The 12,844-nt window shown below is 67.1% G+C and carries 11 protein-coding genes and 3 tRNA genes; 8 read left to right on the top strand and 6 right to left on the bottom strand.

What is annotated here, in order from left to right; translation table 11 throughout:
* Window positions 1-445: 445 nt before the first annotated feature.
* On the bottom strand, window positions 446-1,387 hold the full coding sequence (locus GOSPT_RS21685; RefSeq protein ID WP_005209125.1) for an oxygenase MpaB family protein: 942 nt from the start codon (window positions 1,385-1,387) through the stop codon (window positions 446-448).
* Window positions 1,388-1,498: 111 nt separating this feature from the next.
* Window positions 1,499-2,800, bottom strand: a complete 1,302-nt coding sequence (locus tag GOSPT_RS21690; RefSeq protein WP_005209126.1) for an FAD-dependent monooxygenase — start codon at window positions 2,798-2,800, stop codon at window positions 1,499-1,501.
* 62 nt (window positions 2,801-2,862) lie between these two features.
* Here GOSPT_RS21690 and GOSPT_RS21695 point away from each other — a divergent pair, with 62 nt between their 5' ends.
* Together GOSPT_RS21695 and htpX are read left to right on the top strand one after the other, a co-directional pair.
* The gene (locus GOSPT_RS21695; RefSeq protein WP_039857016.1) at window positions 2,863-3,876 is read left to right on the top strand and encodes a polyprenyl synthetase family protein; all 1,014 of its coding nucleotides are present in this window, start codon (window positions 2,863-2,865) and stop codon (window positions 3,874-3,876) included.
* Window positions 3,877-3,973: 97 nt separating this feature from the next.
* Window positions 3,974-4,828, top strand: coding sequence for a zinc metalloprotease HtpX (gene htpX / locus GOSPT_RS21700; protein WP_005209130.1), 855 nt, complete (start codon window positions 3,974-3,976; stop codon window positions 4,826-4,828).
* Between the two features lie 22 nt (window positions 4,829-4,850).
* Here htpX and GOSPT_RS21705 read toward each other — a convergent pair whose 3' ends face one another.
* On the bottom strand, window positions 4,851-5,342 hold the full coding sequence (locus GOSPT_RS21705) for a YajQ family cyclic di-GMP-binding protein (RefSeq protein WP_005209133.1): 492 nt from the start codon (window positions 5,340-5,342) through the stop codon (window positions 4,851-4,853).
* Between the two features lie 392 nt (window positions 5,343-5,734).
* Here GOSPT_RS21705 and GOSPT_RS21710 point away from each other — a divergent pair.
* The 5 genes from GOSPT_RS21710 to GOSPT_RS21730 all read left to right on the top strand — a co-directional run bounded on the left by GOSPT_RS21710 (window position 5,735) and on the right by GOSPT_RS21730 (window position 7,798).
* Window positions 5,735-5,815 (top strand) — tRNA-Tyr (locus GOSPT_RS21710).
* A gap of 124 nt (window positions 5,816-5,939) precedes the next feature.
* Window positions 5,940-6,012 (top strand) — tRNA-Thr (locus tag GOSPT_RS21715).
* Window positions 6,013-6,088: 76 nt separating this feature from the next.
* Window positions 6,089-6,162, top strand: a tRNA-Met gene (locus GOSPT_RS21720).
* A gap of 88 nt (window positions 6,163-6,250) precedes the next feature.
* Window positions 6,251-6,418: a 50S ribosomal protein L33 gene (gene rpmG, locus GOSPT_RS21725; protein ID WP_003929651.1), complete on the top strand. Its 168-nt coding sequence runs from the start codon at window positions 6,251-6,253 to the stop codon at window positions 6,416-6,418.
* 294 nt (window positions 6,419-6,712) lie between these two features.
* A complete protein-coding gene (locus GOSPT_RS21730; protein ID WP_005209135.1) occupies window positions 6,713-7,798 on the top strand; it encodes a fused (3R)-hydroxyacyl-ACP dehydratase subunits HadA/HadB in 1,086 nt (361 codons plus the stop codon).
* A 252-nt stretch (window positions 7,799-8,050) separates the two neighbouring features.
* Here the strand turns inward: GOSPT_RS21730 and GOSPT_RS21735 are convergent, their stop codons facing one another.
* Together GOSPT_RS21735 and GOSPT_RS21740 are read right to left on the bottom strand one after the other, a co-directional pair.
* Complete coding sequence (locus GOSPT_RS21735) at window positions 8,051-9,367, bottom strand: diacylglycerol/lipid kinase family protein (protein ID WP_005209136.1); 1,317 nt, start codon at window positions 9,365-9,367, stop codon at window positions 8,051-8,053.
* The gene (locus tag GOSPT_RS21740; protein ID WP_051994143.1) at window positions 9,364-10,368 is read right to left on the bottom strand and encodes a DMT family transporter; all 1,005 of its coding nucleotides are present in this window, start codon (window positions 10,366-10,368) and stop codon (window positions 9,364-9,366) included. The genes GOSPT_RS21735 and GOSPT_RS21740 overlap by 4 nt, the downstream gene beginning before the upstream one ends.
* On the opposite strand from GOSPT_RS21740, the gene GOSPT_RS21745 reads away from it, so the two are divergent.
* The gene (locus GOSPT_RS21745; protein ID WP_039857019.1) at window positions 10,367-11,767 is read left to right on the top strand and encodes an aminotransferase-like domain-containing protein; all 1,401 of its coding nucleotides are present in this window, start codon (window positions 10,367-10,369) and stop codon (window positions 11,765-11,767) included. The two genes, GOSPT_RS21740 and GOSPT_RS21745, sit on opposite strands and share 2 nt — an antisense overlap.
* 102 nt (window positions 11,768-11,869) lie before the next feature.
* On the opposite strand, the gene GOSPT_RS21750 is transcribed toward GOSPT_RS21745, so the two are convergent.
* Complete coding sequence (locus GOSPT_RS21750) at window positions 11,870-12,742, bottom strand: type IV toxin-antitoxin system AbiEi family antitoxin domain-containing protein (protein WP_005209141.1); 873 nt, start codon at window positions 12,740-12,742, stop codon at window positions 11,870-11,872.
* Between the last annotated feature and the right edge of the window lie 102 nt (window positions 12,743-12,844).

The raw sequence follows: 12,844 nt of genomic DNA on the forward strand, positions 1-12,844 counted from the left end.
GTGTACGCGCGCTGCGGGTGATCTCGACAAGCTCGATCAGCGGAGTGGGCTCAATCGGCGGGCCGGGCCCGACTGTGAAACAGCAGCCCCGCTGGTCGAGCGGGCGCGAGCGCAGCGAGCACCCCGGTCGAGACCACTGCGCCCGACGGGTGATCTCGACAAGCTCGATCAGCGGGGTGGGGCTCAATCGGCGGGCCGGGGCCGACTGCGAAATAGCAGCCCCGCTGGTCGAGCGGGCGCGAGCGCAGCGAGTACCCAGGTCGAGACCACTGGGCCGGGCGGGGTGATCTCGACAAGCTCGATCAGCGGAGTGAGGCTCGATCAGCGGGCGGGGGCTCGATCGGCGGGTTATCTCGACAAGCTCGATCAGTGGGCGGGGGCTCGATCAGCGGGCCCAGGTTCGGGCGTGCGGCGGGTCGGCGTGGCTCCGAAGGGCAAATGGTCGCTAGGCCGAACTCTTGTGCGCGACGGGGCATCCCGTGGGGAAGGTGCCGAGGTCGTCGACGCGGTAGCCGTTCGGGTAGCCGCGGACCTCGGCGGTGTCGATGCCGAAGACCGGCTCGGTTCGGGGTGTGGCGAAGTAGCGGATCGCCAGGCCGCGCGCTTTGAGCCCCGCGGTGACGAGTACCCGCTCGGCGCGTGTGGGGTGCGGGTAGTGGAACGCGTCGAGGAGGGGTTCGTCCATGAGTGCGCGGGCGAGTCGTCGGACGAGCGGTGCGGGGAGCAGTCGGTACGGCATGAAGGTGGTCAGCAGGTCGAGGGTCGAGTCGGCGACTGCGCGTGAGCCTTCGCGGAAGTCGAAGTGCTGCTGCTCGTAGGAGTCCATCAGGGACTCGAACTCGGCGTAGGTGTCGGGAATGTCCTTGATTCCCAAGTGCTTTCCGAGTAGGCGGTAGTAATTCGTGAGCCCGTCGATCTCACGCTGGCTGAGCGTGCGCCACTCGTACGCGTTGATCCAGCGGGGTGGGCAGACGACGAATGTCGCAAGGACGTAGCGCATGTCGTCGTTGGAGATGTCGTAGCGGCCGTGCATCTGGTTGATCCGACGGACCGCCGCGTGCCCCTGGCTGCCCGGAGCAAAACCGTGCTCGACGGGCGCCGACAGGAGGAGCACCGTGTCGTCGTAGCGCTTCTGGGTTTCGTCGGTGAATTGGAGTGTCTTGTACAGCAATTCGCCGATCGACGGCACCGCGTACGTGCGGAACAGCGCAAAGCTGAGCGCTTGCGTTGTGGCCCAGACGAACTCCGTGCTCGACAGTTCGAGGGCGTAGGTACGTGGCTCCTCGGCGGGGTCGACGGCGGCGAGTTCGTCGCGGCGACGGTAGCGCTCGCGTCGACGCGCGGAGATCGTGCCTAGAAGCCGCGAAGGCAGTGTCCGCAGAGGCATGGGTGCTCCCTTGTCGACGTTGTGGCGTATGACACATTCACAATGAAACGTATCACGCAGAACGTCTCAAACCAATGGTCGACGCTCCGTCGCGGGGCCACCGGGGTGGGTTCAGGCGAACGGTGGCCGGTGGTCGATGCGCGTGGAGATGTGCCCGGCCGCACGCCAGGCCCGGGCGACCAGATCGGCGTCGTCGTCGGTGATGAGGTTGCCCATCACGCGTACGACGAGCGACATCACCTTTGCCGATCGGATGCCCGGCCGACCGAGCAGCGGCACGGCACGAGGAACGGTCAGCACGCCGGCGAGGCGTCGAGCGGCCGAGAAAGCCAGGCCGTAGTGCTCGACGAGGGTCTGCTGCCACTGTGCGGTGTGGTCGGGGCTGCCGAGGCGCTGCGCGGCAAGGCGGCCGGTCTCGAGGGCGTAGTCGATGCCCTCGCCGTTGAGCGGATTGACGCATGCGGCGGCGTCGCCGATGAGCATCCAGTTGGGCCCCGACACGCCCGTCACCGCGCCACCCATCGGCAGCAGCGCCGACGTCAGTCGAGCGGGCTTCCCGGTGATCTGCCACTCGTCGCCGACCATGCGCGCGTAGTGGTCGAGTATGGGTCGTAAAGCCATGTGCGCCGGGCGTTTTGACGTCGCCAGCGCCCCGACGCCGACGTTCAACAGGCCGCCCTCGGTGCTGTGCTGATCCGGCTCGCTCCCGGTGCCATGTTGATCCGAATCGCCCGCGGCGCCCCCAAGGGGGAAGAGCCACCCGTAGCCAGGCAGGAGCTCGCCGTCGGGGGCGCGTAGCTCTAGGTGCGAGCCCATCCAGTTGTCGTCGGCACGTGTCGACGGGACGTAGGCGCGTGCTGCGACACCAAATGCGGTGTCGCGGTGCCACTCTCGGCCGAGCTTCTTGCCCAGAGTCGAGCGCACACCGTCGGCGACGATGACCTCGCGCACGCGGATGGTGTGCGGTCCGTCGGCGTCGTCGACGGTGACCGTCGAGATCCGGTCGCCGGACATCTCGACGTCGACGGCCTTGGCGCCCTGGAACATTCGGGCGCCGCGGGCGACGGCGAGGGCGCGCAGCTCGTCGTCGAGTTCCATCCGTGTGATGGCGCTGCCGTACGCAGGAAAGCGGCCCGCGGGCCACGGCACGCGCTGGGTGGCGCCCCAGCCGTGCAGTTCGAGACCGTCGATGCGGGGGCTGGCGGCGAGGCGGTCGGCGAATCCGAGCGCGACGAGTTCGGCGGTCGCGCGCGGCGTCAGGCCGTCGCCACATGTCTTGTCGCGGGGGAAGGTGGCGGCGTCGAGGAGTACGACGTCATGACCGGCAGCGGCGGCGTGGGCGGCGGCGGCAGACCCGCCCGGTCCCGCGCCGACGACGAGGACGTCGGCGCTCTCGGGGATCTGGCTCGTCACTCGACCAGTATGTGGCCTCCCGGCACGCTCGCCGCACGCGCCCACCGACTAGGCTCGGCGGAGTGAAGTCGACTTTCGCGGGTCTGGATCTGGGTTCCGAAGAGTTCGCGGGTACCGTGCGGACCTCGTTGGCCCAGGTAGAAGAGTTGTTGCTGTCTGAGCTGGCATCTGGTGACGACGTCATGACCGAAGCCGCGAGCCACCTGGCCAAGGCTGGTGGCAAGCGTTTTCGTCCCATGTTCGCGATCCTGGCCGCCCAGTTCGGGCCGCGTCCGGATGCGAGCGAGGTGATCACGGCCGCAACGGTCGTCGAGATGATCCACCTCGCGACGCTCTACCACGACGACGTGATGGACGAGGCCCCGATGCGACGCGGCGCACAGAGCGCCAACGCGCGGTGGTCCAACAGCATCGCGATCCTCTCCGGCGACTACCTGTTCGCCCGCGCGTCACGTCTGGTGTCGACGCTGGGACCCGACCCGGTGCGCATCATCGCCGAGACCTTCGCCGAGCTGGTGACGGGTCAGATGCGCGAGACCATCGGCGCACGCGACGTCGACCCGATCGATCACTACCTGAAGGTGGTGTGGGAGAAGACCGGTTCGCTCATCGCGGCTGCTGGTCGATTCGGCGCGATGACTTCCGGTGCAAACGTGGACGACGTCGAGCGGCTCTCCCGGCTCGGCGACATCGTCGGCACCGCATTCCAACTCTCCGACGACATCATCGACATCAGTTCTGCGACAGGCGATTCGGGCAAAACCCCCGGAACCGACCTGCGTGAGGGTGTGCACACGCTGCCGGTGCTCTACGCACTTGCCGACGACGATGCGGCGTCGAACAGGTTGCGAGAACTGCTCGTCGACGACGGCGGTGCGGCCAAGCCGCTGACCGACGACGCCGAGGTTGCCGAGGCGCTCGGACTGCTTGTCGAGTCGCGTGGCATGGCCCAGGCGAACGCGACGCTGCGCGGATACGCAGACGAGGCGGGGCAGGTGCTCGGTGCGCTTCCCGAGGGGCCCGCTCATTCCGCATTCACCTCGCTGGTCGACTACACGATCGCGCGCACGGGGTAACTCGCCGACGCCGCACGGAAACCCAACCACACCTTGGATCGTTTGAGAAACTGAGAGCCCCGGCAGCGCGTCGGAGGCGAGTTCGAACGAGGATCTGATGCGAAACGGTGTGAAGACGGCACTTCTGCTCGGCACGATGTCGGCGTTGATCGTCGCGATCGGTGCTTGTTTCCGGAGTCCGACGATTCTGTGGGGGTCGGTGATCCTTGCGATCGCCGTGAACGGCTACGTGTACTTCAACAGCGCCAAGATGTCGCTGAAGGCGATGCATGCGCAGCCGGTGACGGAGGTCGAGGCGCCGGTGATGTACCGGGTGGTGCGCGAGCTCGCGACGCAGGCGCGGCAGCCGATGCCTGCGTTGTACATCAGTCCGACGGAGTCGCCCAATGCGTTTGCGACGGGACGTAATCCGAAGAACGCGGCGGTGTGCTGTACGGCGGGAATCCTGCGACTCCTCGACGAACGAGAACTGCGCGCGGTGCTCGGCCACGAGCTCTCGCATGTCTACAACCGCGACATCCTGATCAGTTCGGTCGCGGGCGCGATGGCCGCGATCATCAGCGGTCTGGCGAACTTCGCGATGTTCTTCGGGATGTCGGGCAACCGCAACAACGGACCGAACCCGATTGCGCTGATCCTCATCTCGCTGCTCGGACCGTTTGCAGCGACGCTGATCAAGCTTGCGGTGTCGAGGTCGCGGGAGTTTCAGGCCGACAAGTCGGGTGCTGAACTGACCAACGATCCGTTGGCGCTGGCGTCGGCGCTCGCCAAGATCTCCGGCGGCATCCAGGTGGCACCGCTACCCCCGCAGCCCGACATCGCCGCGCAGAGCCACGCGATGATCGAGAGTCCGTTCCGCGCGACGGACCGCATGGCCAAGATGTTCTCGACGCACCCGCCGACCGAGGAGCGCATCCGGCGGCTGCAGGAGATGGCGCGGCGGGGGGTCTAGCGGGCCCGCGCTTCGTGTCAGTTCAGCGGTAGTTGACGAACTGCAGGGCGATGCCGAAGTCCTCGCCCTTGAGAAGCGCGATGACGGACTGGAGGTCGTCGCGCTTCTTGCTCGACACGCGTAGTTCGTCGCCTTGGATCTGCGCCTTGACGCCCTTGGGGCCCTCGTCGCGGATCTTCTTGGAGATCTTCTTGGCGTGCTCGGAGTCGATGCCCTGCACGAGGTTGCCGGAGATCTTGTAGGTCTTGCCGGACGACTGGACGTCGCCGGCGTCGAACGCCTTGAGCGAGATGTCGCGGCGGATCAGCTTCTCCTTGAACACATCGAGGGCCGCCTGGGCGCGCTCCTCGGCGTCGGAGGTGATGACGATCGTCTCTTCGCCGGACCAGTCGATGCCGGTGTTGGTGCCGCGGAAGTCGTAGCGCTGCGAGAGTTCCTTCGCGGCCTGGTTGAGGGCATTGTCGACCTCCTGGCGGTCGATCTTGCTCACCACGTCAAACGATGAATCAGCCATGGATCACAGCGTAGCCCGACGCCGCTCGGGCTCGGGGCGAGTGGGGTGGTCTCGACAAGCTCGACCAGCGGGTAGAGGCTCGACCAGCGGGTAGGGGCTCGTCAGCGGGGTGCAGCTCGGTCGGCGGTGGTCTCGACAAGCTCGACCAGCGGCGGGGGCGCTCGACCGTGCGGCGGGTGGTTTCGACAAGCTCGACCAGCGATCGGTCGGCTCGACCAGCGGCGGGGGCGCTCGACCGTGCGGCGGGTGGTCTCGACAAGCTCGACCAGCGCGTGACCGCTCGACCAGCGATGGGGCGTCGGGCTGACCTGCGGGTTTGCGTCGAAGACCGGGGTTCGTTGTATTCTTCTCGGCGTTGTTCTTACGGTCTCGAAGGTCGTGGGAAACAGCACGGCAGATTGCCCGAGCGGCCAAAGGGAGCGGACTGTAAATCCGTCGCGAAAGCTACGCAGGTTCGAATCCTGCATCTGCCACAACGAGGTGAACGTCTGGTCGGCGGTCCATCGGAGAGCTGTGAGAGCAGCGATTTGGTGAGCCGCCGCATCGGTGTGTAACCTCGTTAAGGCTCTCCGGACGCCCGCAAGGGCAGCCGGAAACGCCCCCTTAGCTCAGTCGGCAGAGCGTTTCCATGGTAAGGAAAAGGTCGACGGTTCGATTCCGTCAGGGGGCTCGGTAGGACTTGAACGCCCGACGCCGCAACGCCACCGCGAGGACTGCGTCCACGCTGACGGCGTTCATGTCACCATGGCGGTGTAGCTCAGCTGGTTAGAGCGCACGACTCATAATCGTGAGGTCGAGGGATCGAGTCCCTCCACCGCTACACGTAAGGCTTGTCGCGCGGCCCGGGTCGGGCGAGGCGGCGCCTAGTGCTCCGACGACCCAGACCCACCCGAAAGAAGGCGAACCCAGTGGCTTCCTCAACTGACGTCCGGCCAAAGATCACCTTGGCCTGCGAGGTGTGCAAGCACCGCAACTACATCACCAAGAAGAATCGTCGTAACGATCCCGATCGTCTCGAGATCAAGAAGTTCTGCCCGAACTGCGGCAAGCACCAGGCGCACAAAGAGTCGCGCTGATTCTTCCCCGAGGCCAATGGCCCCGGAGCGTCGTCGAATGACGGTCGTATCGGGGTATGTCTCCGCCGTGAGCGCAACGTCGAATCCGGTTTGCGTAGTTCGGCATTGTGCGTCGTCGCGAGATGCGCACCCACGAGTTTGTGCAACTGCGGGCTGTCTCACACGAGGCAGCCCGCAGTTGTCGTTCAGATGAAGTAATTCAGTACAGTTGCCAGCGAGTATGTGTCTCGACGATGAGCGGTCAGCCTCCGTCCGTCGGACGCACAGCCGAGTGCAGCGTGAGGAGTTCACCCGATGTCACAGATCACCGATAGCGAGATCCAAGACCGGATCGATGCGTTGAAGAACGGTGTGAAATTGACTCCGGAAGAGATCGCGGCGCACACCAAGTCGATGGTCGGTTTCAACTACACGGTCGACGACTACTACGAGGTCGGCCGCGAGGAGATCCGCAAGCACGCTCGCGCCGTTCAGGACGCGCATCCCGTCCACTGGGACGAGGCGGCGGCTGCGGAGATGGGTCACGACACCCTGATTGCCGCGCCGACCTTTGTCTCGGTGCTCGGGATCATCGCGCAGCGTCGGCTCTTCGAAGACATCGTCACCGGCTACGACCTGTGGCAGATCATGCAGACCGACCAGCGGCTGATCTTCCACCAGCCGATCAAGGTGGGCGACCGACTGATCTGCGACGTCTCGCTGGAGTCGTTCCGGCAGATGGGTGGCGCGGACGTGATGGTCACCAAGAACATCATCTGGAACCAGCACGACGAGCCGGTCATGACGACCTTTACAAGCCTTGTCGCGCGGGCGGCCGTCGACGCCGATCCCGAGGTCCTCGACGAGCTCGAGCACGTCATGATGAAGGTCGACAAGGAGCCGACGCTGCCGCGCAGCGTGCACGGACCGTTCGATCGCTACGACGACCCGGACCCGGTGGTTGCGCCGAAGCCGTACTCGGCAATCAACTTCGACGACCTCGAGGTCGGCCAGGAGCTGACCCCGATGACCAAGACCCTCACGCGCGGCAACCTGGTCAACTATGCGGGTGTCGCGGGAGATCCCAACCCGATCCACTTCTCTGACGAGCTGGCCAAGGTCATCGGCCTCGAGACTGTCGTGGCGCACGGCATGCAGACGATGGGCCTCGGCGCGAGCTTCATCACCGAGTTCATCGGCGACCCGGCCGCGGTCTACGAGTACAACGTGCGCTTCACCAGCCCGGTGTACGTCTACCCCGACACCTACGCCAACGTCGACTTCACGGGCAAGATCAAGTCGCTCGACCCGGAGACCCGACGCGGCGTGATCAGCATCGTCGCCAAGCAGGGCGACCGCAAGATCTTCGGCCGCGCCCACGCACACGTGCAGTTCAACTGACGCCCGCGGCTCTCGGTGGGTGGTCTCGACAAGCTCGACCAGCGGTCGGGGCCGACCAGCGGGTTCGGCTCGACCAGCGGGTGTGGGGCTCGGCCGGCGGGTGGTCTCGACCAGCGGGCGGGGTGGTCTCGACAAGCTCGACCAGCGGGCGGGGTGGTCTCGACAAGCTCGACCAGCGGGCGGGGTGGTCTCGACAAGCTCGACCAGCGCGGGCAGCTCGACCAGCGCGGGCAGCTCGACCAGCTGTGGGCGTCAGGCAGCCTGACGCGTCGCCACGTGGACCGGCTGCCCGAGCGCGATGCGGAAGAGAGCGCGCACCGAATCGAGGGCGCCGTCCGGTACGTCGGCGGACGGCGAGGCGCCGGGGTGCCGGCGGGCGATGCGAGCACGCAGCACCTGGTGGCGGATCTCGAAGCGCACAGGCGCGGTCAGTGTCGCGGCCTCGCCGTCGATTCCGGCGTTGAGGTCGGTGTCCGAATCGATCTCGAACGTCGGCGCCACCCATTCGCTCCAGAGGTGTTGTAGCCGTGTCGAACCGGGACGTGATGCGGGGTCGGCGATGACTGCGACGCCGAGCAGCCCGTCCTCGATGCTCGGGCGGGTACCCGACCCGATGATGTGTCCGAGGCGATACTGGTTGTTGGACACCATGACTGCCGCGACCGACTCGTGTTCTGTGCCGTTGGGGTAGTGCCAGGAGACCGACGGTTGGTCGGCGTTGGGTCCGAGGACCTGCGACGCGACGTCGAGCAGCGTTTTGGCTTTGGCGTTGCGGTAGCTCTCGCGTTGGACCGCTTCGCCGTAGACGCCGAGCGAGACGTTGTTGACGAAGACCTGTCCGTTGACGACGCCGAGGTCGACGCGACGTTCTCCACCTTCGACGAAGGAATCGAGGGCTCCGACAGCGTCGTCGCGGTCGACGCCGAGGTCGAGTGCGAAATGATTGCGAGTGCCCGACGGAATGCACGCGTAAGGCAGATCGTGCGACGCCGCGACGTCGGCGACGACCGCCTGCGAACCGTCGCCGCCAGCCATTGCGAGTGCGTCGGCACCGTCGGCGACGGCGCCCTCGGCGAGGGCTCGCAAATCGTCTCCCTTGACCAGTTCGATGGTCCGGTAACCCCGACGTTCCGCCTCGTCGGCGAGGTGGAGCCGGTCGGCTTTGCCGTCGCCGGAGCGTCGGTTGTAGATGAGTACGGGAGCGCTCGGGGGCGCGACGACGGGCAACGGCACCGAGACCCGGAACGCCCGCGACGCCGCGGCGATGGCGATTGCGAACAGTGCGATCACGACGAGTGTGCCGATCAGGAGCCACCAACTGCGCAGCACGACGATGACGATGGCGACGACAGCCAGGATCACCGCGATGATCAGTTCGGCGAGGCGTCGGTTCCCGATGTTGAACAAGCCGTCGACGGCGAGTCCCGCGGCGACAAGCAGGAGGACGAGTGCGATGAGTCCGACGGGGAATTGGTTACCCGCCGAGACGATGGCGATCACCACGCCGAGTGCGCCCGAGGCGAGCGAGAGGATGGCAAAACCGCGTCGTTGTCCCGCAGATTGTGTCATCCGCCCACGATACGCAGCCGACCAGTGGTGACGCGGGACATCGGGCCGCGACGCACGGAACTGTCGCGGGTTCGGCTCCTGACGGTGAATGCAGCGCAGGCGATCACAGCGATGCCACCGGCGATGACACCGAGCGACACCGACTCGCGCAGCAGCAGCGCCGCCCACGCCACCGAGAGGACGGGTTGGACGAGTTGCGCCTGACTGACGACGGTCATCGGCCCGATCGCGAGTCCGCGGTACCAGGCGAAGAATCCGAGGAACATGCTGACGGCACAGAGATATCCGAACGACGTCCAGTGTGCCGCGCTGATGTCTGTCGGCGGTCGCAGGTGGATCGAGCGGGCAGACGCCATCGCCATGACCGGCAGCGCGAGCACCAGGGCCCAACAGATGGTCTGCCACGCGCCGAGTTCTCGCGCGAGAATGCCGCCCTGGGCATAGCCGACCGCGCCGAGAACCACGGCGCAGAGCAGGTAGACGTAGTCGATGCTGCTCGACGACGCTCCGCCGTGTGCGAGGAGCGCGAACGTGACCGTTGCGATGGCTCCCGCGGACGCACCGATCCAGAACCGCACTCCGGGACGTTCGCGGGTGAGTGTGACCGCCACGACGGCGGTCATCGCGGGAAGCAGTCCGACGATCACCGCGGCGTGACCGGAATCGGAATGTCGCAGGGCAAGAGAGGTGAACAGCGGGAATCCGACGACGACGCCCGCGGCGACCGGGACCAGACGAAGCCACTGACGGGCGGTGGGAAAGCGGGTGCGCGTGACACCGAGCGCGACGACGGCCAGCGCTGCCGCGACGACGGCCCTGCCGCATCCGACGAGCAGCGGGTCGAGTCCTGGTGTACCTGCCGAACCGACGGCGATGCGGGTCAGCGGCACCGAGAAGGAGAACGCGGCCACCCCGACGAAGCCCCAGACCAGACCACTTGTCGGTGTTTGGAGCGATAGCGGCGTCGAACTTGGCGCGATAGCGCTACTATTGTCTCTCATGTTCGACGATAGCAGTTCACGCATCGCGCAACACCTCAGAGTGCTCGCCGAGCGTGAGCAGCCGGGCTCGAGGCTGCCGTCGACGCGCGCGCTGGCCAAGCAGTTCGGGGCCGGTCCGGTGACCGTGCAGCGAGCACTTGCCACGCTGGTGTCCGACGGCATCGTCGAAACACGTTCGGGTGAGGGAACATTCGTCGCTTCTCGACGCCTCGCCACAAGACGTGACATCGGATGGCAGACCGCAGCGCTCGGACCGGAGCGTTCCGGAATCCCCGCAACCGGGTCGACGCTGCGGATGGTCCCGCACGACACCATCGCCATGCACGGCGGATACCCCGACGAGGAGCTGCTACCGCAGGAGCCTGTCGCGGCCGCGGTGCGTCGTGTGTCGCGGCAGGCCGAGGCGTTCACGAGGCCGCCGGTCGCGGGTGTTCCGGAGTTGCGTCGCTGGTTCGTGAGCGAGCTCGCGGAGGGCGGTGATCGCGGTTGGCGCGACTCCGACGTCGTGATCACCTCGGGCGGACAGGCCGCGCTCGCCGCGACGATGCGGGCGATCGCCGCTCCGGGTGAGGCGATCGTGATGGAGTCGCCGACCTACTGGGGTGCGATCGCCGCGGCACGGCAGGCCGGTCTGGTGATCGTGCCCGTCGCGCGCACCGGGGGCGCACCGAGCGCCGTCGACCTCGACACCGCGTTCGCGACGTCAGGTGCACGCGTTTTCTACGCCCAGCCCAACTACGCCAACCCGACCGGCGAGCAGTGGTCGGCACAGCAGCGGGCAGAGGTGCTCGACGTCGTGGCGGCGCATCGGGCATTCGTCGTCGAGGACGACTGGGCGCATGACTTCGGCGTCGACACCGCGCCGCGCACGCTCGTCTCCGCGGACGAGAACGGTCACGTCGTCTACCTCAGGTCGTTGACGAAGAGCATGTCGTCGTCGATCAGGGTCGCCGCGGTGATGGCGCGTGGGCCGGTGCGTCAGCGCATCGAGAGCGCGCTGGCGCTCTCCGACCTGTATGTGTCGCCGATCCTGCAGCTCGCCGCGCTCGACGTCGTGACCAGGCCCGCGTGGCGCACATCGTTGCAGCGGCTGCGACGCGGACTCGGTGCGCGTCGCGACGCTTTGCTCGACGCGCTGCGCGCCGAACCGTCGTTGACGGCCACGACACCGCCGGGCGGGCTGCACCTGTGGGTTCGGCTGCCCGACGTCGGCGCTGGGGATGTGCCCACCGACCCGGACGTGGTCGCGGCTCGGGCGCTGGCGCGCGGGCTGTCGGTGGTGGCCGGCCGCGAGTGGTTCCCGGCCGAGCCGACCGGTCCGTATGTGCGGCTGAGCTACGCCGCTGCGGGACCCGACCGCTACGCCGAGGCCGTCGAGATCCTCGCGGGGTCGTGTTAGGCGGCGTCCTGGCAGAGCGGTAGGGGTTCCGGTTGCCCAGAGGCGCGGAATCCGAGCGTCTGGGCAACCGGAACCGGGGTGCTGCAGCTAGGCGTGTGCCCACTAGGCGGCTGATGCGTCGAGGGCGTCGAGAACCTGGCGGGCTGTGGCGTCGGGGCGTCGAGTGATGTCGTCCCAGGTGAAGTTCAGCATCCGCCAGCCGTCGGCGAGGAGGGCGTTGCGTTTGGTCCGGTCGCGTTGGAAGGTCTTGGCGTCGCGGTGGAACGCGAAGCCGTCGATCTCGACGATGAGTCGTGCGTCGCGGAACACGAAGTCGAGCAGGTACCCGAGGACCTCGGTGTTGGCCGTCCACCCGGTGATGTCGTGTGCGTCGAACAGCGCGGTGGTGGTGCGTTCGGCCTCGGATCGCGCACCGGACCGCAGCGCGTCGAAGAGCCGTCGTGCCTCGGGTGCACCGCGACGTCGCGGGTAACGGCCCAGCGCGTCGTCGAGTTCGGTGATGGAGACGCGGTGGGTGAGGAGGGCGTTGTCGACGGTCGAGGTGTCGCCGTCGGCGGCGACGTCGAGCAGGGTGGCCGCGACCGACGCCACGCGAAGCCCGTCGACCACGACGATGTCTGGTTCGTGCAGGCGGCGATGTGTGACCTTCACGCCCGACGACGCACCGGCGTGGCGGCCCTTCACCTGGGTGGCGACGGTGATCTTCGACGGAAAAGCACTGGTCAGGCCGTGCCACCATGCGGCCGACGACCCGACGAGCACCGCGGATTTGCCGACCGATGCGACCGCGATCCGGACTCGGACGCGTGCCGTGCGCGGATGGTCGACGGCCCGAAACGTCGCCTCAGCCTCGCGCACCCACGTGCCCGCGGAAAGTCGACGCCGCACCGAATGCCTGTTCACGCCGAGCGCTCGCGCCTGTGCGAGAGTGATGACGCCGTCGTGCGTGGACAGGTGCTGCGCGAGCGTGGTCATGCGAGATCGGACGCAACGGGACACCCTGAGGTTCCATGTCCGAAGGTTCCGCGCCGAGGCCGGAAACTTGCGGTTGCCCAGAGGTGCGGAATCCGAGCGTCT

The sequence above is a fragment of the Gordonia sputi NBRC 100414 genome, assembly GCF_000248055.1.
In the GTDB taxonomy this organism is placed as follows: Bacteria; Actinomycetota; Actinomycetes; order Mycobacteriales; family Mycobacteriaceae; genus Gordonia; species Gordonia sputi.